Source organism: Chthonobacter albigriseus (assembly GCF_013839445.1).
GTDB lineage: Bacteria > Pseudomonadota > Alphaproteobacteria > Rhizobiales > Pleomorphomonadaceae > Chthonobacter > Chthonobacter albigriseus.
Genome location: NZ_JACDIT010000003.1, coordinates 259300 through 280115, shown reverse-complemented (window position 1 = coordinate 280115; position 20816 = coordinate 259300). Strand labels below are relative to the sequence as shown.

Here is a 20816-nt window from a genome sequence, read left to right as displayed (position 1 = left end):
GCGGCTTATACGGGCTTTGCGCGATGTCAGCAACGCACGCCCCGGGCCCCAAGTCCGCCTCGTGCAAGTGGGGAGAGGGAGGGAGCAAGTCAACGAGAGCGCAAGCGAAAGTACGGATGGTATCGCCCGGCAAGGTTAAGCCGGCATGGCCGAGCGCCGCTCAGGCCGTCGGGGCGATCCGTTCGTAGGTGACGGCGCGGGCGTCGGCGGTGTCCTTCGGGCCGCGCGGGAGCGGCTCCTCGTCGACCGGACGCCAGACGGCGGGGTCGATCGCAGGGAAGCGGGTATCGCCCGCCGGGCTCGCGGCGATGTGGGTGACATAAAGGCGATCGGCCAGCGGAAGGGCTTCGGCGTAGAGGATGCCGCCGCCGATGACGAGGACTTCGTCGACACCGCGCCCGACGGCGATGCCGCGGGCGAGCTCCAGAGCTGAGGCGAGATCGCGAGCGATCAGAATCCCTTCGGCCGCGAAGTTCGGATCCCGGGTGAGGACGATGTTGTCGCGTCCGTCGAGCGGCTTGCCGATCGACTGGAGCGTCTTGCGGCCCATGACCACCGGTTTGCCCATGGTCAGCCTGCGGAAGCGCTTGAGATCGGCCGACACCTTCCAGGGCATGTCGCCGTCGGCGCCGATAACGCCGTTGTCGGCGATGGCGACGATGATCGCGATGCGAGGGGCGGCTGCTGTCACGGTGCGCTGCCGGCCAGCTGGGTAAGGGCGTCGCCTTCCAGGCGGACCGGGATCCAGCCCCGCATCAGGACGCCCTTCTGGGCTTCATAGAAGTCGATGGCCGGCTGGTTCCAGTCGAGCACCTCCCATTCGAAGCGGGTCAATCCCTCGTCGAGGCAGCGGCGGGCGAGCGTGGCGAGCAGGGCCTTGCCTATACGGCGGCCGCGGTGCTCCGGGCGCACGAAGAGATCCTCCAGGAAGAGGCCGTGTCGGCCGGTCCAGGTGGAGAAGGAATAGTACCAGAGCGCGAAGCCGGCCGGCTCGCCGTTCCAGGTGGCGATCTCGCAGAAGACGCGCGGCGCCGGGGAGAAGAGCGCGGCGGCGAGGTCGTCCGGCGTGGCGGCGACGGCGTCGGGCATCTTCTCGTAGGTGGCGAGGTCGATGACGAGCGAGTGGATGAGAGGCGCGTCGGCGGGGACGGCGGGACGGATCAGCAGCGACATGGGGCGGGTATAGCGCGGTCGAACGGCGTCGTCATGAGGCGGGACAGGGAAATCGGTCGGAAGCGGTGGTCAGTTCGGCTGCCGGTTGACGATCAGGATGTCGAGGTCGCGCTCGGGCCAGAAGTCGGTCTTCTCCATCACGAAGGTGGTGGGGCCGGTCTTGGTGACGCCCTCGCCGCAGAAGGACACGAGGTTCTCCGGCGCGCCCTTGTCGACGGTGAGGCGGAAGGACTTGATGGTGCCCTGCCAGTTGCGACCGGTAACGAGGATGTAGGAGAGGCGGCTCTCCGTCAGGCCCGATCCGTAGGGATCCTCCGGGGTGACGAACTTTGCGACCGACTTGGCGAAGTCGCCGTCCAGGCAGTAGCGGGCCTTGTAGTCCTGGTACTGCCGACCCTGGAGCTTGCCGTCCTCGATGAAAGTCAGGCCGGCGGTTCCGCCGAGGCTCGGCGTGTAGCGGTGGGAGACCGCGACCTCGCGGCCGGCCGGGAAGGTCATATCCCAATAGTAGGTGGTCTTGAGGGTCCAGTAGGGTTCGTAGTGATCCTCCATGCCCTTGCCGATGTCGTAGGTGTCCTTGACGAGGATGCCCTGACGGATCCAGGCGTCGAGGGTTTCCTGCGGCAGCGCGGCGATCGCCTTGCGGGTGGATTCGGCGAAGGGCATCGAAGGGACGCCGGCGTCGCCCAGCGTCTGCGTAATGTCGATGCCGGCGACGAAGGCGCGCTGCTGGAGGTTCACCGCGACGGGCTTGCCGTCGACCGTGACCGTGAAGCCGAGGAAGTTGTCGTCGTCGGGGTTGGGGATGGAGACCGGCAGAAACGGGTTGCCGTCGATGTCCGGCATCGGGAAGGCGACGGTGAAATCCAGCTCCTGGTCGGTGGTGTTGAGGAAGCGGTAGTCCACACGCACCTCGGTGGGGGAGACGAAGAGCTCCTCGTGCTCCATCGAGACGGATTCGTTGACGAGGAAGATGAGCCCTCCGGCGCCGATTTCGGCGGTGGAGTCGTTGGCGCGCGCAGGTGCGGCGAGGGCGAGCGCGGCGGCGAGGAGAAGGGCGGGGCGGATCATCATACGGCGACCGCGGCCTTGATGGCGGGGTGGGGGTCGTAGCCTTCGATGGCGACGTGTTCGTAGCGGAAGTCGAGCACGGAGCGGATGCCGGGCGCGAGCTTCAGGCGGGGGAGCGGGCGCGGGGCGCGGGAGAGCTGCAGGCGGGCCTGGTCGAGGTGGTTCAGGTAGAGGTGCGCATCGCCGAGGGTGTGGATGAACTCGCCGGGCTTCAGGCCGGTGGTCTCGGCCATCATGGCGGTGAGGAGCGCGTAGGAGGCGATGTTGAAGGGCACGCCGAGGAAGACGTCGGCAGAGCGCTGGTAGAGCTGGCAGGAGAGGCGGCCGTCCGCGACGTAGAACTGGAACAGGGCGTGGCAGGGCGGCAGCGCCATGCGCGGCACGTCGGCCGGGTTCCAGGCGGTGACCATCAGGCGGCGGGAGTTCGGGTTGCGGCGGATCTCGCTCTCGACCCAAGCGATCTGGTCGACGACGGTGCCGTCCGGACCTGGCCAGGAGCGCCACTGGTGGCCGTAGACGGGGCCAAGGTCGCCGTTCTCGTCGGCCCACTCGTCCCAGATGGAGACGCCGTTCTCCTTGAGGTAGGCGATGTTGGTATCGCCGGCCAGAAACCAGATCAGCTCGTGGACGATGGACTTCAGGTGCAGCTTCTTGGTGGTGACGAGGGGGAAGCCCTCGGCGAGGTCGAAGCGCATCTGGTGGCCGAAGACGGAGAGCGTGCCCGTGCCGGTGCGATCGGACTTCTCAAAGCCGTCGGCGAGGATGCGTTCGACGAGGTCGTGGTACTGGCGCATGGGCACGGCTCCGGGCGGCCGTTCGCACGCGGCCGGGGACGGCGTTTCACCCAACCCTTAACCTCCCCGGAAGGGTGAGGGAAGCGGCAGGCGTGTCGCGTCCACAATGAAGCGCCGGGAGGCGGCGGGGATCAGCCCTCCGGGAGGGGGAGGACCTGGCCGGTGACGGCGCCGCCGTCGACGACGAATTCGGAGCCGGTGGAATAGCTTGCCTCGGTGAACATGAAGCGGACCATGCGGGCGACCTCGTCCGGGGTGCCGAAGCGGGGGATCGGCTGGTTCGCGGCGATCTCGTCGGAGATGGCCTCCGTCATCGGGGTGCGGATCGGTCCGGGGTGGAGGGAGAGCACCTGGATCCGGTCGGCGGCAAGGTCGAGGGCGGCGGCCTTGGTCAGCCCACGGACACCCCATTTGCTGGCGACATAGGCGGCCAGGCCGGCGTATCCCTGGAGGCCGGCGGTGGAGGAGGTGTTGACGATCATGCCGCCGCCGGCGCGGCGGATGGCCGGGCTGGTGGCGTGGAGGCCGAGGAAGACGCCGGTGAGGTTGACGTCGATGATGCGGCGGAACTGATCGGGCGTGCAGGCGCCGATGCCGCCGTAGCCGAGGATGCCCGCGTTGTTGAAGAGCGCGTTGACGCCGCCGAACAGGCGCTCGGCCTCCGCGACGGCGGCCTGCCAGTCGGCTTCGCTTGCGACGTCCAGGTGGCGGTAGACGGCCGGGCCGCCGAGTTCGGCTGCGAGCGCGAGGCCCTCGTCGTCGATGACGTCGGCAACCATGACCTTGGCGCCGGCGCCGGCGAGCTCGCGGGCCACGGCCGCGCCGATGCCGCGGGCGCCTCCGGTGACGATGATGGAGAGTTCGGATACGGCGCGCGTCGTCATGATCGTCTCCCTGCGGTCGTTGGGCGGTGTCGGGGCGGAGTGCCGCCCTCGCCATGGCCGAGAACCCGACCTTCGGCGAGCCGGCAGGCGCGGTCCATGATCCGGATCAACCGGGATCGGATGGAGCGCTCTTCACAAGGGACGGCTTGCGGCCTATATGTGTGGGTGCCGGGGCAACCCGGCTATGGCGATAAATCGGCTGCGTAATAAACCTATCGGACCCGGGGGCGGTACCCGGCGCCTCCACCCGAGCCCGCGGCGCGAAAGCGGCGAAAACGCGGGCTCCGGCGGGGGCGAAATAGGATCGACGAGGGTGTAAAGGTGGTTCTTTCGCTCGGCATTGTACCGCCGTTATCGGGCTAAACCTATAGTTGCGAATGACAACTATGCTCCGGTCGCCGTCGCCGCGTAATGCGGTGCTAGCACTGGGAATCAAGCCCTGAGGGGTAGCACTTTCAGGCGGGGTTCGGAGGCACCTGGCAACAGAAGCCTCCACTTCCTTTTTCAGCTCCGGATCATCCAGACCGGCTCCTCGCATGTGACGTGCGTGCGTCGCGACGCCGCTCGTCGTGAACAGAACGGCTGTTCGCGGGTTTGAGGGTTGGCGAAAACCCCATTTCGCGGACGAGGGGTGTCCGGTAGAGTCGCGGCGTTTCCGGTTCGACTCGGAAGCACCGGCGACCGGCCGACGGGGCCGAGGTTTGGTGAGGGACGATGGCCGAGGATCTGATCCGCTACGACGTGCTGACCCAGGAGGCGCTCCGGGGCGTGGTCCGCAAGGTGCTGACCGAGGTGGTGCGCGCTGGCCTGCCCGGCGACCATCACTTCTACATCGCCTTCGACACCGGTGCGCCTGGCGTGCGGATCTCGTCGCGGCTGCGCGAGCGGTTCCCGGAGGAGATGACCATCATCCTCCAGCACCAGTTCTGGGACCTCGCCGTCACCGAGCACGCGTTCGAGGTGGGGCTGTCGTTCTCCGGCGTGCCGGAGCGTCTGCTGGTGCCGTTCTCGGCGGTGAAGGGGTTCTTCGACCCGTCGGTGGAGTTCGGCATGACCTTCGAGGTGGCGCGCGAGGCCGAGGCCACAGCCGCCGGCGCGGAGGTGGAGACGCTGAAGCCGGCGCCGCCGGCGCTGACGCCCGTGGTGCCCGTGCAGGTGAAGCCGGTCGACGACGAGGCCAAAGAGGCCGCGCCGCCGGCCGCCGAAGCGCCGCCGGCGGAGGGCGAGAAATCCGCCGCGGTGGTCTCGCTGGACGCGTTCCGCAAGAAGACCTGAGCCTTTTCCCGATCCCATCAGAAACCCATCGTCGTTCAACTCGACGCGACGGGAGCGGTTCGCTCTTCTGGCGCGGGGTGGGGCGGTCTATCTCTTGTCCGGGGGCTACCGGAGAGAGATGCCGTGAGTGAACTTTTGCCCGCCATGCGGATGGAAAGCGACACCTTCGGGCCGATCGCGGTGCCGGCGGACCGGGCGTGGGGCGCGCAGACCCAGCGGTCGGTGGAGAACTTCCCGATCGGCGGGCCGGACGAGCGGATGCCCTTGCCGCTGATCCGCGCGCTGGCCGTGGTCAAGGTGGCGGCGGCGCGGACGAACCGGGCGCTCGGGCTGCTGGACGAGCGGCTTGCCGATGCGATCGAGCGGGCGGGGCTGGCGGTGGCCGGCGGGATGCACGACGGGGAGTTCCCGCTGGTGGTCTGGCAGACCGGTTCGGGCACCCAGACGAACATGAACGTCAACGAGGTGATCGCCAACCTCGCCAACGAGAGCCTGGGCGGGACGCGCGGCGCCAAGATGCCGGTGCACCCGAACGACCACGTGAACATGGGGCAATCGTCCAACGACGTGTTCCCGACCGCCATGCATGTGGCGGTGGCGACCGCGATCGTGCGGGACCTGATCCCGGCGCTGCGGCATCTGGCGGGCGCGCTGGCGGTCAAGGAGCAGGCGTTCGCCGGGATCGTGAAGATCGGCCGGACTCATACGCAGGATGCGACGCCGCTGACGCTGGGGCAGGAGTTCTCCGGCTACCGGCACATGGTGGAGAAGGGGATCGGGCGGCTGGAGGCGGCGCTCGACGGGGTGCTGGAACTGGCGCAAGGCGGGACGGCCGTCGGTACGGGGCTGAACGCGCATCCGGAATTCGCGGCGCGGGTGGCGGCCGACGTCGGCGACCTGACCGGCATCGCGTTCCGGACGGCGGAGAACAAGTTCGAGGCCCTGGCGACGCACGACGCGCTGGTGTTCGCCCACGGGGCGATCGAGACGGTGGCGGTGTCGCTGCACAAGATCGCCAACGACATCCGGTTTCTGGGCAGCGGGCCGCGCTCGGGGCTCGGCGAGCTCAGCCTGCCGGAGAACGAGCCGGGATCGTCCATCATGCCTGGGAAGGTGAACCCGACGCAGGCCGAGGCGCTGACGATGGTGGCCGCACGGGTAGTGGGCAACCAGGCGACGGTGGCTTTTGCCGGAGCGCAGGGGCATTTCGAGCTCAACGTCTACAAACCGGTGATCGCGGACGCGGTGCTGCAGTCAGTGCGGCTCCTGGCGGACGCCGCGCGGTCGTTCGCGGACCGCTGCGTGGCGGGGATCGAGGCGAACGAGGACCGGATCGCGGAGCTGGTGGCGCGGTCGCTGATGCTGGTGACGGCGCTGGCGCCGACCATCGGCTACGACAAGGCGGCGGCGATCGCCAAGGCGGCGCACAAGAACGGCACCACGCTGCGCGAGGAGGCCGTGCGGACGGGCGCCGTCAGCGAGGCCGAGTTCGACGCCCTGGTGCGCCCGGAGACGATGGTGGGTCCGGGCTGATGCGCACGGCGGCGTGCCGTCTTCGCAGCGGGGCCGATCGGAGGTATCGTGCGGAACCTATCCGTTTTGCTAAGGGGGCCAAGACATGGGCGATGTCGTCAGCCTGAGACTGCACCGCAAGCGGAAGGAACGCGACGCGAAGGCCGACAAGGCCGCGGAGAACCGCGCCAAGTTCGGGCGCACCAAGGCGGAGAAGACGCAGGAGTCCGCGCTCGCCGAACTCGCCGAGCGGCGCCTGCAGGGACACCGGATCGATAATGGCGAGGACGGGTCGTGAGCCCGCAGGCGGAACCGGCCGGCGGCGCCCGGGCGAGCACACCCCCGTCGCCGCTGCTGGAGAAGCGCTCGATCTCGCTGTCGGGTCATCGCACCAGCGTGGCGCTGGAGCCGGAATACTGGGCGGTGGTGGAACGCATGGCGGCCGAGCGCGGGCAATCGGTGGCGGCGCTGGTCGCCGCCGTGGACCGGACCCGCGGGCCGCGGAACCTTGCGAGCGCGATCCGGGTGGCCGTTCTCAAGGCGCTGGACGAACGGGGGAAGCCGGCGTGAGACGATTTTTCAGCGTGGTTTCGGCGGCAATGCTTATGGCGGGCGCTTCGGTTGCCGGTGCGGCGGAGGTGAGCCTAGGTAAGCCGCATGTGTTCCTGATCTTCGAGGATTCCGGCGGACTGTCGAACGAGCTTGCGACCGTCGAGGGACCGGTTCTGGCGATGACGGACAAGGGCCGCTCGCTGCAGATGGTGGTCGACGTGATCGTGGACGGTGAGCCCGACGCGCTGTTCTTCGACCCGCCGCGCGTGGAGGTGACCGCGCGGGGGGACAGAGGGGACGTGTTGTTCCAGAAGACCTGGCCGATCGGCAGTATCGGCGATTATGGCACGACCATGCGCTCGTTCATCGTGGACCACGATTGCAGGCCGGTGACGGTGGAGGCGCGGCTGACTGCCGGCGGCGCGGACGCCGGCCGGTGGGAGAAGCGCGTGGCGATCTCCTGCGAGGCGCCCTGACCAGGTCCGCGCCGTGCGGCGTCAGGTCCTGACGAACTCGTCGATCGCGTAGCCCTGGAGGTAGAGCAGGGCGGTGAGGTCTGCGTGGTCGATCCGGGCGTGCGCCTCGGCGGCGACGGCTGGCTTGGCGTGGTATGCGACGCCGAGGCCGGCGGCCTTGACCATGGCGAGATCGTTGGCGCCGTCGCCGACGGCCAGGGTTTCGTGCAGGGCCAGGCCATGCCGCGCGGCCAGCTCCTCAAGGCTTTCCAGTTTGGCTGCCTTGCCGAGGATCGGCTCGGCGACCTCGCCGGTGAGGAGCCCGCCCTCGGCAAGCAGCGTGTTGGCGCGATCCTCGTGGAAGCCGATTCGATTGCGGATCACGCCGGTGAAGAGGGTGAAGCCGCCGGAGACGAGGGCCGTGTAGGCGCCGTTGGCGCGCATGGTGCGGACGAGTTCCACCGCTCCGGGGGTGATGGTGATGCGCTCCTCCAGGACCTCGTCGATCACCGCGTGGGGGAGACCCTTCAGAAGGGCGACGCGTTCGCGCAAAGCGGGCTCGAAGGCGATCTCGCCGCGCATCGCGCGCTCGGTGATGGCCGCTACGTGCTCCTTGAGGCCGGCGTAGGCGGCGAGTTCGTCGATGCACTCCTGGCCGATCATGGTGGAATCCATGTCGGCGACGAGAAGCTTGCGGCGGCGGTTCTCGGCGGGAAGGACCGCGACGTCGACCGGCCGGTCGCCGATGACGGCGCGCAGGCGGCGTTCGGCCTCGGCGGCATCCAGGCCGGCGGGGAGGGGCAGGTCGGCGGCAATCTCGGGAGCGAGCACGCGATGCCCGGGGGCGCCGACGGCGCGGCCGGCCTCGGCGACGAGCCGCACGCTGACTTGCGGATCGGCCGGGGATGAGACAAGCGTGGCGACCAGCGACATGACGACTCCCGGAGAATGCTTGGAGTGGCGGCCTTGGGACATGAGGGGAGACCGCGCGCGGTCCTGATAGCCGGGCCGACCGCGAGCGGCAAGTCGGCGCTGGCGATGGCGGTCGCGGAGCGGATCGACGGCGTGATCGTGAACGCCGATTCCATGCAGGTCTATCGCGAACTGCGGATCCTGACGGCGCGGCCGACGACGGCGGACGAGGCGCGGGTGCCGCACCGGCTCTACGGGCACGTCGGGGTGCGGGATGCCTACACGGTGGCGCGCTGGCTTGGCGACGTCGCGGCGGTGCTGGACGACCTCGACCGGGCGGGGCGGCCGGCGGTGTTCGTGGGCGGGACTGGCCTCTACTTCACGGCCTTGACGACGGGGCTTTCCGAGGTGCCGGCCGTGCCGGCGGAGGTGCGCGCCAGCGTACGGGCGATGGCGGCGACGCTGGGCGCGGCAGGGCTGCACGCGCGGCTCGCCGAGGCGGATCCGGTGATGGCGGAACGGCTGGGACCGGCGGACGGGCAGCGGGTGGCGCGGGCGCTTGAGGTGCTGGCCGCGACCGGTCGCTCGCTCTCGGAATTCCAGGGCGAGCGGTCGGCGCCGCTGGTGCCCCTCGACCGCGCGGCCGCCTTTGTTGTCGCGCCGGACCGGGCGTGGCTGAGAGCGCGGATCGAGACCCGGTTCAGGATGATGGTCGGGGAAGGCGGGCTGGACGAGGCGCGCGCCTTCGCCGCGATCGGCGTCGATCCCTCGATGCCGGCGGCGAAGGCCATCGGCGTGCCGGAGATGACGGCGGCGGCCACCGGGGCGATGGCGGTGGAGGACGCGATCGCCGCGGCAGTGACCGCGACGCGGCAGTATGCCAAGCGGCAGGAGACGTGGTTCCGCAACCAGTTCGGCGGCTGGACCCGGTTCGCGCCCTACGCCGGGGCAGTCGACGAGATGGTTGCAGCGGCCACTCGGTGAACTCGCCACTCCGCCACAAGTGTTAACAGGACTTCCGAAGGTGGGGGATTTCGCGTATCAAGGCCGTGAGTGAGGCCGCTCAGGCCCGGTGCTTCCGCCGGGCCGTGGAGGAGTGTGCCCATGCGTCGGCTCGCCGTTGCAGCTCTCACGGTTCTATCCATCCTCGCGTGGTCGTCCGCATCCCTTGCGGGAACCCGTGAAGAATTGGAGGGGCTGGATGACGAGGTTGCCGCCGAGGCGGAGGACGCGCCCGAACTGGCCCAACGGACGCTGGTCGCCTTCGTTCACCAGACGCGGACAGTGCGCAGCAGCTGCCTGACGCCGAAGCTGCGGGCGGTGCTCGGAAAACTGCGTGACCAGTTCGGACGACAGATCATCCTGACGTCAGGATACCGACCGCCGGGGCGGGCGCGGCCGGGTTCCTACCACAGGCGCTGCATGGCGGCGGACATTCAGATCCCCGGCGTGGCGCCCTCGCGGCTGGCGCGCGCCGCGCGGAACCTGGCGGGGATCGGCGGTGTCGGCACCTACTGCCACACGCGGTCCGTCCACGTGGACGTGGGGCCGCGGCGCGACTGGGCCTGGGGCTGCCGGAAGAAGAAGCGGCGGCGGTGAGGGTGCGGGCCTGAGACATTTTGTTGCGCGCGTGCCATGCGGCTCGCAACAAACGTAAAATAGGGGTTGACCCCGGCCGGCGGGATGACTAGGTTCCGCCCACATCGCACTCGCGACGAGGATTCCCAATGGCCCTGGCCATTATCGTACTTAGGCAGCGCACCGTGACGGAGGCTCTTCACTAGAGCCCCCGAGCAACATGGTGCGCCGAAAGCAAGGTCCCTCTCCGGGGCCTTTTTTATTACCAGAACGTCCCCCACCCGATCCCCAACAAGACGATGAACGGCGGATCGGCCGACATGAGGCAGAAACGATGACACGGCAGATGACGGGCGCGGAGATGGTCATCCAGGCCCTGATCGACCAGGGCGTCGACACGATCTTCGGCTATCCGGGCGGCGCCGTCCTGCCCATCTACGACGAACTGCATCAGCAGGATAAGATCAACCACGTGCTGGTCCGCCACGAACAGGGCGCCGGCCACGCCGCGGAGGGCTATGCCCGCTCGACGGGGCGGGTGGGTGTCGCGCTGGTGACGTCCGGGCCGGGCGCCACCAACATGGTGACGCCGCTGACCGACGCGCTGATGGATTCCATCCCGATGGTGTGCATCACCGGGCAGGTGCCGACGCACCTGATCGGCAACGACGCCTTCCAGGAGTGCGACACGGTCGGCATCACGCGGCCCTGCACCAAGCACAACTGGCTGGTGAAGCGGATCGAGGACCTGCCGCGCATCCTGCACGAGGCGTTCCGGATCGCCACAACGGGGCGTCCGGGCCCGGTGGTCGTCGACATTCCGAAGAACATCCAGTTCCAGACCGGCACCTACACGAACTACAAGGGCCAGCCGCAGACCCAGTACAACCCGCGCGTCAAGGGCGACGAGGCGGCGATCCGCGAGGCGGTGGCGCTGTTGGCGGCTGCCAAGAAGCCGGTGCTCTACACCGGTGGCGGGGTGATCAACTCCGGGCCGGCGGCCTCCACGCTGCTGCGCGAACTGGTCAAGCTGACCAACATGCCGATCACCTCGACGCTGATGGGCCTCGGCGCCTATCCGGCGTCCGGGCCGAACTGGATCGGCATGCTGGGCATGCACGGCACTTACGAAGCCAACATGACCATGCACGACTGCGACGTGATGGTGTGTGTCGGCGCGCGCTTCGACGACCGGATCACCGGCCGGATCGACGCCTTCGCGCCGAACGCGAAGAAGATCCACATCGATATCGATCCGTCTTCGATCAACAAGAACGTGCGTGTCGACATCCCGATCGTCGGCGACGTCGGCTACGTGCTGGAAGACATGATCAAGGTCTGGAAGCAGACCCATCCGCAGCAGGACAAGGCGGCGATGGCTGCCTGGTGGCAGCAGATCGCGGTGTGGAAGGCGAAGAAGTGCCTTTCCTACCGCAAGAACAACGACGTGATCATGCCGCAGTACGCCATCGAGCGGCTGTACCAGCTGACCAAGGGGCACGACACCTACATCACCACCGAGGTGGGTCAGCACCAGATGTGGGCCGCGCAGTACTTCGGCTTCGAGGAGCCGAACCGCTGGATGACCTCCGGCGGCCTCGGCACCATGGGCTACGGCCTGCCGGCGGCGCTGGGCGTGCAGATCGCGCATCCGGACTCGCTGGTGATCGACATCGCCGGCGACGCGTCGATCCAGATGTGCATCCAGGAGATGTCGACGGCGATCCAGTATGACGCGCCGATCAAGATCTTCATCCTCAACAACCAGTACATGGGGATGGTGCGCCAGTGGCAGCAGCTGCTGCACGGCAACCGGCTCTCGCACAGCTACACCGAGGCGATGCCGGACTTCGTGAAGCTGGCGGAGGCCTACGGCGGCGTCGGCATCCGGGCGGAGAAGCCGGACGAGCTGGACGGCGCGATCGAGGAGATGATCCGGATCCGCAAGCCGGTGCTGTTCGACTGCCGGGTGGCCAACCTCGCCAACTGCTTCCCGATGATCCCGTCGGGCAAGGCGCACAACGAGATGCTGCTGGGCGACGCCTCGGACGACGAGATCGACAGCGCGATCGGCTCCACGGGCAAGGTCCTGGTCTGATTGACCGCGGCGGGCGTCCTGGACCGGGCGCCTTCCACAACACACAGGGTTGGGAATGACCATGATGATCGTCGCGGGACAGAGCCAGTCGGCCTATTTCCTGGAGGAGACCTCGACCGTTTCGGAGAGCCACACGCTCTCGGTGCTGGTCGACAACGAGCCCGGCGTGCTGGCGCGCGTGATCGGTCTGTTTTCCGGGCGCGGATACAACATCGAGAGCCTGACGGTGTCGGAGGTGGAGCACGAGAACCACCTGTCGCGCATCACCATCGTGACCGGCGGCACGCCCCAGGTGATCACGCAGATCATGAACCAGCTGGCGCGCCTGGTGCCGGTCCATCGCGTCGTGAACCTCACCAAGAAGGGCGACGCGATCGAGCGCGAACTGGCGCTGGTGAAAGTGGCCGGCAAGGGCGAACACCGGGTGGAGGCGCTGCGGCTGGCGCAGGCCTTCAGCGCCCGGACGGTGGACGCCACGCTGGAGAGCTTCGTGTTCGAACTGTCGGGTTCCCCCACCGACATCGACCGGTTCGTCAACCTGATGACCGAATGCGGTCTCGTGGAAGTGGCCCGGACGGGGCTCGCCGCGCTCAGCCGCGGCCGCGAGGCGATGTAGACAAGGGACGAGAGGGGAACCCATGGAAATCGAGGACTTTGAAACCATCCATCTGGCGCATGAACTGGCCCGCGAAAAGGGCTGGGAGCACGTGATGGAGACGATCCGCAAGGCGCTTCGGGAGGAGAACGAGGCCAAGGCGGATGCGGGCGACATCAAGCCGCCGCGCAGCCACTGACGCGGCGGACGAGACCGGTCGCGGGGCCATGATGATCGCGCTGGACCATGTCTTCGTGTTCGTCGCCCGCGACGATGCCCTGCCGGGCGGCAAGGTCCGGCAGGTTCTGGACGGGATCGGGCTGGTCCCGTCCTACGAGCGGCGGCACACGGGGCAGGGCACGTCCAACGTCTGCTACTGCTTCGACAATGCCTACCTGGAACTGCTGTTCGTGGTGGATGAGGCCGAGCTGGCGGCACCCGCGCTGGCGCGCAACGGCTTCACGCGGCGGTCCCGACTGCGGCAGACGGGCGCCAACCCGTTCGGGATCGCCCTGCGGGGCGAGCCGTTTCCCTTCGAGAGCTGGCCCTATCGGATCGACGCGTTTCCGCCCGGACTGAGCATTCCGGTGGCGGTGGCGAGCGACGACGACGGGGTGCCGTTCGTGTTCGGATCGCCCGGAACAGAGAGGCCGGACCGCTGGACCGACGGGCGCGCCGACGCGCGGCAGACGGCGGGCGGATACACCACGATGACGATCGCGCGGATCGGGGCGGAGCGGGCAGGGCCGCTGGCCGCGTTGGCGGGACTGGGGATCGCGGACGCGGTGGTGACAGGGGCTGCGTCGCTGGTGCTCCGGTTGCAGCGGGGCGGCGACAGCGTGGAGCTGGAGCTTGCGGACTGGGTGTGAGGCTGCCGCGGCGGAAGTCCTGGCAGCCGGGGCCCCCGTTAGGGATCCCTGACCTACCCCGGCAAGCCCGACGGATCGCACGCGCTCTATGTCAATTCTGACTAGTCCGTGCGATCATGGGTTGTTATGGTCTCCGTCCTGAACGGAGATGCCCTTGGACGCCCTGGCCTCGACACAACCCGCGACCGTGCGGTTCGATTCCCTCGACGGCGCATTCGCGAAGACGGCTTTTCGCGGATCCGTCATCACGGTGCTGACGCTGGGACTCTACCGGTTCTGGTTCGTGACCAACCTGCGGCGCCTGTTCTGGAGCCGCACGGTGCTGGACGGCTCGCCGTTCGAGTACACGGGGCGGGGGCTGGAGCTTTTCCTGGGTTTCCTTGTGGCCCTAGTGATCGTGTTGCCGCTCTACGGCCTTTCGTTCTGGTGGGGCGCGAACAATCCGATCGAGCACCCCATCGCCTATGTCTGCTTCATCGGCATCTACCTGTTCCTGGTTTACGACGGGCTCTACCGGTCGTACCGGTACCGCTTCTCGCGCACGCGGTGGCGCGGCATCGCCTTTTCGCTCGGAGGGTCGGCTGAGGTCTATGCGGCCTGGGCAGTGGTGTTTCTCGTCCTCAACGTGGTCACGCTCGGGTGGAGCATTCCGTACACGATCGCCAGCCAGGAGCGCCGGAAGATCGGGAACCTGTCGTTCGGATCGCTGCCGGTGTCGACGGAGATCAAGGGGCGGATGCTGCTGAAGCCGTTCGCCTACGCGTGGTTATCCACAGCCGCGGTGACAGTTTCGATGTGCGGTTTCCTTTTAGTCACTCTGTTGTGGGCCAAAGAAATCGTAGATGAGGACCAGTATTTCGATCAATTTTTAATCTATTTCCAAGCTTTGCCCTTCGTGGTTCTGATCGGCTTTGTCTCCTATCTCTTTTTCGACGCGCGCCGGATATCGATTTGCGGGAGCGCGATTTCATGCGGCCAAAGTCGGGTCAAGCTTTTTTTCTCGGTACGTAGTCGAATACTGCCGATCATCGGCATGGGCGTTGCTTTGCTGGCCGCTACTGGCCTTACGATCTTCATCTTCAGTGTTGGAGCGCGGGCTTTTCCGCTCCACGGAACGACTACCTACTCCGTTACTTCAATCGGACTAATGGCTGCCAACTACGGCCTGTGGATCATCATCTTCATGTTTGCCAAGATCTGGATCTGGCAGCGGTCGATCTGGGGAGCGATCGCCAACGGCGCGTCCGTGACGAACCTGGACGCGCTCGGGGTGGCGGCCGCGGTGGCCGGCCCGGCGACCAGCGCTGCGAACGAGGGGTTCGGGGACATCCTGACGACGGGCATCGATGTTGGATTCTGAAGCCGATGCTCCGGCCGGGAGCTACTTCGACGGGCGCACCGCCCGCCGACGCGCCGTCACGCTCTCGATCTCGACGGACGGTCATCTGGAAGGCCGGGATCCGTTTCTCGGGGAGGCGGTGTTCCGCTGGCCGCTGGATGCGATCCGGGAGGTCGACGAGGGTGCCGCTGCGTTCCACCTGGCGGTCGGGGAGGACGGGCCGGGCGGCGCGGAGCGGCTGGTCGTGCACAGCGAGGCATTTCTCGCCACCCTGCATGCACGCGCGGGGAGCCTGAAGGAGCAGCGCCGCGTCTCCGCCAACTCGGCGCGAAAGATCGCGTTCTGGAGCGTGGCGGCGACGGTTGGGGTTGTGGCCTCAGTTTGGTTCGGAGTGCCCGTGCTTGCCAAGGCGATCGCGCCATTGGTTTCGGCCGAAACGGAAATCGCGCTTGCCGACGGTCTGGAAAATGCGATCGCGTCGATGCTCGACATGGACTCTCTGGCTGATGCGACGTGCAGCAACGCGGAAACCGAACGAATCCTGGATGACCTGACGCAGCGCATCGTCGGCGAAGAGACCTTCGTGGTGACGCCCACGGTGAGGATCGTCGATCATCCCATGGAGAACGCGCTGGCCTTCCTCGGAGGGCGGGTGATCGTGTTCCGGGGGCTGCTGGAGGCCGTACAATCGCCCGACGAACTCACGGGGGTAATCGCGCATGAGTTCGGGCATGTGGCCGCGCGCGACAGCCTGGTCAAGATCATCGAGGCTGCCGGGCTCGGGTTCGTGTTCGGCTATGTGCTCGGCGACTTCACGGGCGGCACGGCCGTTGTGCTGGCGGCGCAGGCGATCGTTTCCAGCGCCTATTCCCGGGAAGCCGAGGCGGCGGCGGATGCGTTCGCGGCCCGGCGCATGATGGCGCTCGGCGGCGATCCGCTGGCATCCATCCAGTTGATCGAGAGGATCGAGGGTGTGGGGGATGCTGGGGACGCGTCGCCATTCGACAGCCATCCGGTGACCGAGGAACGGGGCGCTGCCGTCAGGGCTCTCGCTGCGGGGTACACGGCGCGCGGGCCTTTGCTTTCGCTGGCGGATCAGAAGGTGCTGCAAGCCACCTGTCCGCAGTCCAGCGGCGAAACAGCTGCGCCTTCCGCGCGCATTGCGCGCTAGAACGGGCCGGCCTATGGGATGGACCCCTTTTTGACGGCGGAGTTTCGCGCCATGCCCGGACCCAGGCTTTCGGTGAACATCAACGCCATTGCGGCGCTCAGGAACCGGCGGGACCTGCCGTGGCCGGACGTGGTGGGGATCGGGCGGATCGCGCTTTCGGCCGGCGCCTATGGGCTGACGGTGCATCCGCGGCCGGACGAGCGGCATATCCGCCGGACCGACGTGTTCGCGGTGCGCGACATGATCCGGGCGGAGTTCCCGGACCGGGAGTACAACATCGAAGGATACCCGTCGGAGGACTTCCTTCAGCTCTGCGAGGCGGCCAAGCCGGACCAGGTGACGCTGGTGCCGGACGACCCCGCCCAGAACACCTCCGACCACGGCTGGGATTGCGCGGCGCATGCGGCGATGCTGAAGGGCGTGGCCAGCCGGATGCAGGGGCAAGGGATGCGGCTGTCGCTGTTCCTGGACGCCGATCCGGCGCTGGTGCCCGCTGCGGCTGCCACCGGCGCGCGGCGGATCGAGCTCTACACCGGGCCCTATGGGCACACGTTCGACACTGCCGAGAAAGCCAAGCGGCTGGAGGAGTTGGCGCGGACGGCGGAGGCGGCGACGGCGGCGGGGCTTGCGGTCAACGCCGGACACGACCTGACGCTGGACAACCTGCCGCCGCTGGTGGCGCGGGTGCCGGAGATCGCGGAGGTCTCGATCGGGCACGCGCTGACTGCGGACGCGCTGATCCACGGCATGGCCGAAACGATCCGCCTCTACCGGGCCGCCTGCGGCGACCCGGTGAGTTAAGCCGCTGGCTCAGCTGAGTTGGTAGCGCGCGAGCGAGTTGGCGTAGGACGGCGGCAGGGTGATCCAGGCGGCGTTCTCCACGCTGAGTGCCTTGGCCGCGTGGAAGGGCCAGTGCGGATTGGAGAGCACGGGACGCGCCAGCATGACGACGTCGAGCGAGCCGTTGCGCACCAGGGCGTCGGCGGTCTTCGGGTCGGCGATGTTCCAGCCGGTAGAGCCGGGGAGTTCCACGGCGGCAAGGACCCGGCGGGCGACGGGTGCGAGCATGGCCGGGCCCCAGGGCGGAGACGCATCGGGGGTGGAGAAGCCCATGCTGACGTCGAGAAAATCGAGGCCTTCAGTCTTGAGGCGGCGGACGAGGGCGATGGCCTCGTCGATCTCCTCGTCGTCGCGGCCGTCGAACTCGATGACGCCGAGCCGGACGGAGAGGGGCTTGTGCTCCGGCCAGACCTTGCGCACGGCGGCGAGGGTCTCGACCAGGAAGCGGCCGCGGTTCTCGGCGGAGCCGCCGTAGCCGTCGGTGCGGGTGTTGGAGAGCGGCGACAGGAAGTTCTGGGCGAGGTAGCCGTGCGCGAAGTGGAGCATCAGCCACTCGAAGCCGGCCTCGTCGGCGCGGCGGGCGGCAGCGACGAAGTCGGCCTGGACGCCGGCGATGTCGTCGGCGGTCATCGCGCGGGGAACCTTGGTGAGGTTCTTACCGAAGGGAATGGCGGAGGGGGCGATGGTCTGCCAGCCGCGCGGGTCCTCATTAGGGATGTGTTCGTCGCCTTCCCAGGGAACGTTGCTGCTGGCCTTGCGGCCGGCGTGGGCGATCTGGATGCCTGGGACCGCGCCGGCGGCCTTGATCGTCTCCACGATGGGAATGAAGGCGTCGCGGTGGGCATCGCTCCAGAGCCCGGTGCAGGCGGGCGAGATGCGACCCTCCGGCGAGACGCCGGTGGCTTCCACGACCACGAGGGCCGCGCCGCCGCGGGCAAGGGCGGGATAGTGCACGCGGTGCCAGTCGTTGGGCAGGCCGTCGACGGCCTGGTACTGGCACATGGGCGCGACGGCAATGCGGTTGCGCAGGGTGACGCCCTTCAGCGTCAAGGGATCGAAGAGTGTGGGCATGGACCTGTCCTTCTGCCGCGGGGAGGGCGCGGGTGGAGCCGCCGGAAGGTGCGGTTTGTTAGTTCTAGAAATATCGAACTCTCGAAACAAGGGCACATCTGCGTTATGAAGGCGGCATGCGAGCCTTCAAGCACCCCCACCCGGACGAGATCGAGCTGGAACGCGTCCTCTACGGCCTCAGCGATCCGCTGCGGCTGGCGATCGTGCGGCAGCTGGCCGACTGCGGCGAGGCGAGCTGCGGCGCGCTGGACGGCGGGCGGCCGAAATCCAGCGTCTCCTATCACTTCCAGGTGCTGCGGGACTGCGGAATCATCGCCACGCGCAACGACGGGCCGGTGCACATCAACACGTTGCGCCGGGCGGATCTGAATGCGCGCTTCCCCGGGCTGCTCGACGCGATCCTGGCGCAGGGGCGGGGATAGGATCTTCCCCAGCGGCAATGAAAGCGCGTCGAGAGACGAGTGCTCCCACCCTGAGATGTCGGGGCAATAGCCGATCTGTCGGGCGATTTCGTCAGGTCCGGCGCCGCGGTCGTCACTCGAGGGTGCGGATGCGGGTCACGATCCGGGCGAGGTCGACCTGCCGGTTGACGCCCATGCGTTCGTAGACCGCCTTCAGGATCGTGCGGATCGTGTGGAGCGAAACGCCATGCCGATCGGCGATCTCCTGGGGAGCCAGCCCGGCGGCCAGAAGGTCGGCGACCTTCGCCTGAGTGGGCGTCAGGCCGTAGGCGCGCAACAGGTCGTTGGCGTCGGGCTTGGGATGAACGTCGGGATCCATGGCCAACAGAAGCACGCAATGCTCCGGCCTGACGCCCGGCAGCTTCCGCTCCAACGTCTGCGCGGCGACAGGCATCGCCCGAATGACCAGGTCGCGTTCGCTAGCGCTGCGCCGCAGTGTAATCGCCGCTCCATCGTCGGCCGCCGTCGGACTGGCCGCCGCGGCGATCAGGCGGTCCAAAGCATGCTGCTGGCCCGCGGATTCGGGTACCAACCGCCCTCTGACGATCGACAGGCCGCGGCGCGAAAGGTTCTGCAGCTCGCGGTTGGCGGCGAGGACTGTTCCGTCAGTGCGGACCAGGGCGACGCCGCAGCCGAACCTGTCGAAGCCGGCGAAAAGCGTGTCGCGGAGCGCTTCGAACGAGCCAATCCGGGCGCCGATAGCGGCTGCGCGGGTAAGATGGCCGCAAAGGGCTTCCAACAGCTTCATGTGTCCGGGTTTGAACACGTGGCCGAGTGGGGTCTGGATCGAAAAGGAAATTGTTATGTCCCTGATCGGGGAGGCGAGTAGGCCCGCGACACCGCCGATCCCGTGCCGGCGAAGGAAGTCCTGGTAGAAGGCGCCTTTTGCGATGACCTCTTCATCCAGGCGCTCGACATCGCGAAAGACGCCGTCCTTGTACTTCTTGCGGCGGGCAACCTCTACCAGGGGGTCGTGGGACCACCACTCGGACTGGTACTCGGCGGTCGCTTCCAAAAGGTCCGCCGATACGTGCAGCAATGAGCGGTCGAGGGTCAGCGAATGCATGACGCCGCCGACGCCGCCGAAGAAGCGGCTGTAGCTGTGCAGCGTATCGGGCCAGAGATCCGGATCGAGGGCGGCGTCATAAAACGCGCCCGTGAGACCCAGGATGTCGTCTTCGACGGCCATGCCACCCCCGCTGCTGCTGGTGTCTTCAGGATCTATTTCGTCTCAACCTCAAGATGCATTTTCCTGTGTCTTGTCCGAAAGTTGCTTATTGTTAAATCAGTTGTACTGACAAGCCCCCGTATCATCAGGATAGCAGTGCAACCTGCATTAATGAACACGGTTCGTTGGCCAATGGTTGGTGGACGAGGGCGCCGGGTTGCGCGTGCTTGACCGGGCTGCAAAGCGGAGATATGAGACCCGTACAGTACCGTACGGTACGCAGGGTATGCGTGTTCGCGGGAACCCCGATCGTGTCCGCTTTGGCCGAATCTCCCAACCAGACCTACTCGCCGCGCCAGAACGCCGTTCTGGAATGCGCGCTGAAGGTGCTGGTGGAAGGCGGCGAGAGGGCGTTGACCACGGCGCGGATCGCACGCGAGGCGAACTGCTCCAAGGAGAGCCTCTACAAGTGGTTCGGCGACCGTGACGGGCTGCTCGCCGCGGTGATCGGGTTCCAGGCGGCCAAGGTGCGGGTTAAGGACGCCGGGCAAGGCGCCGGCGACCCGGACGCGTTCCGGGCGTCGCTGGTGGTCTTCGCGCGCGACCTGCTCACCGTGCTTGCCGGGGACGTTTCGCTGGCGCTCAATCGGCTGGCGATCGGGCAGGCGAGCCGCGAGGGCTCCGCGCTCGGACGTCTGCTCCTGGAGCGCGGGCGGCGGACCATCGAGACGCGGGCGCGGGCGCTGCTGGAAAGCGGAGCGCGCGCCGGGCACATCAGCGGCGACCTCGGCGAGGCCTACCGCGTGCTCTACGCGCTGGTGGTTCGCGACAGCCACGTGCGGCTGCTGCTCGGCGATGATCTCGCCGACGACGAGCGTGATTTCGCGACGCGGGCGGATGCCGCGGTGGACCAGTTCTTCCGCCTGCATGGGGCGGACGGGAAAACCGGCAGGGCAGGACCCGGGCCGGACAACAACAGCTGACAGGAAGGGACGAGA

Annotated in this window: 24 protein-coding genes and 1 other RNA gene; 17 read left to right on the top strand and 8 right to left on the bottom strand. The window is 67.8% G+C overall.

Going from position 1 to position 20816, the window contains the following annotated elements:
• Nucleotides 1–160: 160 nt before the first annotated feature.
• The 5 genes from HZ321_RS11610 to HZ321_RS11590 all read right to left on the bottom strand — a co-directional run bounded on the left by HZ321_RS11610 (nt 161) and on the right by HZ321_RS11590 (nt 3922).
• Entirely contained in the window at nt 161–691 is a 531-nt protein-coding gene (locus tag HZ321_RS11610; protein ID WP_181702504.1) for a dihydrofolate reductase, read from the bottom strand.
• The gene (locus HZ321_RS11605; protein ID WP_181702503.1) at nt 688–1173 is read right to left on the bottom strand and encodes a GNAT family N-acetyltransferase; all 486 of its coding nucleotides are present in this window, start codon (nt 1171–1173) and stop codon (nt 688–690) included. Before HZ321_RS11605 ends, HZ321_RS11610 begins: the two co-directional genes overlap by 4 nt.
• A 69-nt stretch (nt 1174–1242) precedes the next feature.
• Nucleotides 1243–2244 (bottom strand): DUF4424 domain-containing protein, encoded by a 1002-nt coding sequence (locus tag HZ321_RS11600; protein ID WP_181702502.1) that lies wholly within the window; start codon nt 2242–2244, stop codon nt 1243–1245.
• On the bottom strand, nt 2244–3038 hold the full coding sequence (locus tag HZ321_RS11595) for a thymidylate synthase (protein ID WP_181702501.1): 795 nt from the start codon (nt 3036–3038) through the stop codon (nt 2244–2246). The genes HZ321_RS11600 and HZ321_RS11595 overlap by 1 nt, the downstream gene beginning before the upstream one ends.
• 131 nt (nt 3039–3169) lie before the next feature.
• Nucleotides 3170–3922: an SDR family oxidoreductase gene (locus HZ321_RS11590; protein WP_181702500.1), complete on the bottom strand. Its 753-nt coding sequence runs from the start codon at nt 3920–3922 to the stop codon at nt 3170–3172.
• Between the two features lie 127 nt (nt 3923–4049).
• Here HZ321_RS11590 and ssrA point away from each other — a divergent pair.
• The 6 genes from ssrA to HZ321_RS11560 all read left to right on the top strand — a co-directional run bounded on the left by ssrA (nt 4050) and on the right by HZ321_RS11560 (nt 7737).
• Nucleotides 4050–4419, top strand: a transfer-messenger RNA (tmRNA) gene (gene ssrA, locus HZ321_RS11585).
• Nucleotides 4420–4636: 217 nt separating this feature from the next.
• Nucleotides 4637–5197, top strand: coding sequence for an SspB family protein (locus HZ321_RS11580; protein WP_181702499.1), 561 nt, complete (start codon nt 4637–4639; stop codon nt 5195–5197).
• 144 nt (nt 5198–5341) lie between these two features.
• Nucleotides 5342–6730 (top strand): class II fumarate hydratase, encoded by a 1389-nt coding sequence (gene fumC, locus HZ321_RS11575; RefSeq protein ID WP_181702638.1) that lies wholly within the window; start codon nt 5342–5344, stop codon nt 6728–6730.
• Nucleotides 6731–6815: 85 nt separating this feature from the next.
• Entirely contained in the window at nt 6816–7007 is a 192-nt protein-coding gene (locus tag HZ321_RS11570) for a DUF4169 family protein (protein ID WP_181702498.1), read from the top strand.
• Nucleotides 7004–7279, top strand: a complete 276-nt coding sequence (locus HZ321_RS11565) for a ribbon-helix-helix domain-containing protein (protein ID WP_342343840.1) — start codon at nt 7004–7006, stop codon at nt 7277–7279. Before HZ321_RS11570 ends, HZ321_RS11565 begins: the two co-directional genes overlap by 4 nt.
• Nucleotides 7276–7737 (top strand): hypothetical protein, encoded by a 462-nt coding sequence (locus HZ321_RS11560; protein ID WP_181702497.1) that lies wholly within the window; start codon nt 7276–7278, stop codon nt 7735–7737. Before HZ321_RS11565 ends, HZ321_RS11560 begins: the two co-directional genes overlap by 4 nt.
• A gap of 21 nt (nt 7738–7758) precedes the next feature.
• Here the strand turns inward: HZ321_RS11560 and serB are convergent, their stop codons facing one another.
• The gene (gene serB, locus HZ321_RS11555) at nt 7759–8649 is read right to left on the bottom strand and encodes a phosphoserine phosphatase SerB (RefSeq protein ID WP_181702496.1); all 891 of its coding nucleotides are present in this window, start codon (nt 8647–8649) and stop codon (nt 7759–7761) included.
• A gap of 15 nt (nt 8650–8664) precedes the next feature.
• Here serB and miaA point away from each other — a divergent pair, with 15 nt between their 5' ends.
• The 9 genes from miaA to HZ321_RS11510 all read left to right on the top strand — a co-directional run bounded on the left by miaA (nt 8665) and on the right by HZ321_RS11510 (nt 17079).
• Entirely contained in the window at nt 8665–9612 is a 948-nt protein-coding gene (gene miaA, locus HZ321_RS11550) for a tRNA (adenosine(37)-N6)-dimethylallyltransferase MiaA (protein ID WP_181702495.1), read from the top strand.
• Between the two features lie 120 nt (nt 9613–9732).
• Complete coding sequence (locus tag HZ321_RS11545) at nt 9733–10227, top strand: YcbK family protein (RefSeq protein ID WP_181702494.1); 495 nt, start codon at nt 9733–9735, stop codon at nt 10225–10227.
• Between the two features lie 313 nt (nt 10228–10540).
• Nucleotides 10541–12304, top strand: a complete 1764-nt coding sequence (locus tag HZ321_RS11540; RefSeq protein ID WP_181702493.1) for an acetolactate synthase 3 large subunit — start codon at nt 10541–10543, stop codon at nt 12302–12304.
• Between the two features lie 64 nt (nt 12305–12368).
• Nucleotides 12369–12920 carry an acetolactate synthase small subunit gene (gene ilvN / locus HZ321_RS11535; RefSeq protein WP_425305393.1) on the top strand — a complete coding sequence of 184 codons (552 nt, stop codon included), beginning with the start codon at nt 12369–12371 and terminating at the stop codon, nt 12918–12920.
• A 22-nt stretch (nt 12921–12942) separates the two neighbouring features.
• Entirely contained in the window at nt 12943–13098 is a 156-nt protein-coding gene (locus HZ321_RS11530) for a hypothetical protein (protein WP_181702492.1), read from the top strand.
• A gap of 28 nt (nt 13099–13126) precedes the next feature.
• On the top strand, nt 13127–13768 hold the full coding sequence (locus tag HZ321_RS11525) for a VOC family protein (protein WP_181702491.1): 642 nt from the start codon (nt 13127–13129) through the stop codon (nt 13766–13768).
• Between the two features lie 154 nt (nt 13769–13922).
• Entirely contained in the window at nt 13923–15128 is a 1206-nt protein-coding gene (locus HZ321_RS11520) for a DUF898 family protein (RefSeq protein WP_181702490.1), read from the top strand.
• Nucleotides 15115–16278 carry a M48 family metallopeptidase gene (locus HZ321_RS11515; protein WP_425305390.1) on the top strand — a complete coding sequence of 388 codons (1164 nt, stop codon included), beginning with the start codon at nt 15115–15117 and terminating at the stop codon, nt 16276–16278. The genes HZ321_RS11520 and HZ321_RS11515 overlap by 14 nt, the downstream gene beginning before the upstream one ends.
• Nucleotides 16279–16329: 51 nt before the next feature.
• Nucleotides 16330–17079: a pyridoxine 5'-phosphate synthase gene (locus HZ321_RS11510; RefSeq protein ID WP_181702488.1), complete on the top strand. Its 750-nt coding sequence runs from the start codon at nt 16330–16332 to the stop codon at nt 17077–17079.
• Between the two features lie 9 nt (nt 17080–17088).
• Here HZ321_RS11510 and HZ321_RS11505 read toward each other — a convergent pair whose 3' ends face one another.
• Nucleotides 17089–18189 carry an NADH:flavin oxidoreductase/NADH oxidase gene (locus HZ321_RS11505; RefSeq protein WP_181702487.1) on the bottom strand — a complete coding sequence of 367 codons (1101 nt, stop codon included), beginning with the start codon at nt 18187–18189 and terminating at the stop codon, nt 17089–17091.
• Nucleotides 18190–18305: 116 nt separating this feature from the next.
• On the opposite strand from HZ321_RS11505, the gene HZ321_RS11500 reads away from it, so the two are divergent.
• Entirely contained in the window at nt 18306–18611 is a 306-nt protein-coding gene (locus HZ321_RS11500; RefSeq protein ID WP_181702486.1) for an ArsR/SmtB family transcription factor, read from the top strand.
• Nucleotides 18612–18723: 112 nt separating this feature from the next.
• Here HZ321_RS11500 and HZ321_RS11495 read toward each other — a convergent pair whose 3' ends face one another.
• The gene (locus tag HZ321_RS11495; protein ID WP_181702485.1) at nt 18724–19839 is read right to left on the bottom strand and encodes a helix-turn-helix transcriptional regulator; all 1116 of its coding nucleotides are present in this window, start codon (nt 19837–19839) and stop codon (nt 18724–18726) included.
• Nucleotides 19840–20138: 299 nt separating this feature from the next.
• Between HZ321_RS11495 and HZ321_RS11490 the strand changes: the two genes are divergently transcribed.
• Nucleotides 20139–20801, top strand: a complete 663-nt coding sequence (locus tag HZ321_RS11490; protein ID WP_244635818.1) for a TetR/AcrR family transcriptional regulator — start codon at nt 20139–20141, stop codon at nt 20799–20801.
• Nucleotides 20802–20816: the final 15 nt, after the last annotated feature.

What these genes read in the sequence shown, in the direction of transcription:
- serB (WP_181702496.1), bottom strand. Translation starts at nt 8,649, where the DNA reads ATGTCGCTGGTCGCCACGCTTGTCTCATCCCCGGCCGATCCGCAAGTC.
- HZ321_RS11595 (WP_181702501.1), bottom strand. Translation starts at nt 3,038, where the DNA reads ATGCGCCAGTACCACGACCTCGTCGAACGCATCCTCGCCGACGGCTTT.
- HZ321_RS11570 (WP_181702498.1), top strand. Translation starts at nt 6,816, where the DNA reads ATGGGCGATGTCGTCAGCCTGAGACTGCACCGCAAGCGGAAGGAACGC.
- HZ321_RS11500 (WP_181702486.1), top strand. Translation starts at nt 18,306, where the DNA reads ATGCGAGCCTTCAAGCACCCCCACCCGGACGAGATCGAGCTGGAACGC.
- HZ321_RS11530 (WP_181702492.1), top strand. Translation starts at nt 12,943, where the DNA reads ATGGAAATCGAGGACTTTGAAACCATCCATCTGGCGCATGAACTGGCC.
- HZ321_RS11495 (WP_181702485.1), bottom strand. Translation starts at nt 19,839, where the DNA reads ATGGCCGTCGAAGACGACATCCTGGGTCTCACGGGCGCGTTTTATGAC.
- HZ321_RS11525 (WP_181702491.1), top strand. Translation starts at nt 13,127, where the DNA reads ATGATGATCGCGCTGGACCATGTCTTCGTGTTCGTCGCCCGCGACGAT.
- HZ321_RS11505 (WP_181702487.1), bottom strand. Translation starts at nt 18,189, where the DNA reads ATGCCCACACTCTTCGATCCCTTGACGCTGAAGGGCGTCACCCTGCGC.
- HZ321_RS11510 (WP_181702488.1), top strand. Translation starts at nt 16,330, where the DNA reads ATGCCCGGACCCAGGCTTTCGGTGAACATCAACGCCATTGCGGCGCTC.
- HZ321_RS11590 (WP_181702500.1), bottom strand. Translation starts at nt 3,922, where the DNA reads ATGACGACGCGCGCCGTATCCGAACTCTCCATCATCGTCACCGGAGGC.
- ilvN (WP_425305393.1), top strand. Translation starts at nt 12,369, where the DNA reads ATGATCGTCGCGGGACAGAGCCAGTCGGCCTATTTCCTGGAGGAGACC.
- HZ321_RS11580 (WP_181702499.1), top strand. Translation starts at nt 4,637, where the DNA reads ATGGCCGAGGATCTGATCCGCTACGACGTGCTGACCCAGGAGGCGCTC.
- HZ321_RS11600 (WP_181702502.1), bottom strand. Translation starts at nt 2,244, where the DNA reads ATGATCCGCCCCGCCCTTCTCCTCGCCGCCGCGCTCGCCCTCGCCGCA.
- HZ321_RS11605 (WP_181702503.1), bottom strand. Translation starts at nt 1,173, where the DNA reads ATGTCGCTGCTGATCCGTCCCGCCGTCCCCGCCGACGCGCCTCTCATC.
- miaA (WP_181702495.1), top strand. Translation starts at nt 8,665, where the DNA reads ATGCTTGGAGTGGCGGCCTTGGGACATGAGGGGAGACCGCGCGCGGTC.
- fumC (WP_181702638.1), top strand. Translation starts at nt 5,342, where the DNA reads ATGCGGATGGAAAGCGACACCTTCGGGCCGATCGCGGTGCCGGCGGAC.
- HZ321_RS11540 (WP_181702493.1), top strand. Translation starts at nt 10,541, where the DNA reads ATGACACGGCAGATGACGGGCGCGGAGATGGTCATCCAGGCCCTGATC.
- HZ321_RS11515 (WP_425305390.1), top strand. Translation starts at nt 15,115, where the DNA reads ATGTTGGATTCTGAAGCCGATGCTCCGGCCGGGAGCTACTTCGACGGG.
- HZ321_RS11545 (WP_181702494.1), top strand. Translation starts at nt 9,733, where the DNA reads ATGCGTCGGCTCGCCGTTGCAGCTCTCACGGTTCTATCCATCCTCGCG.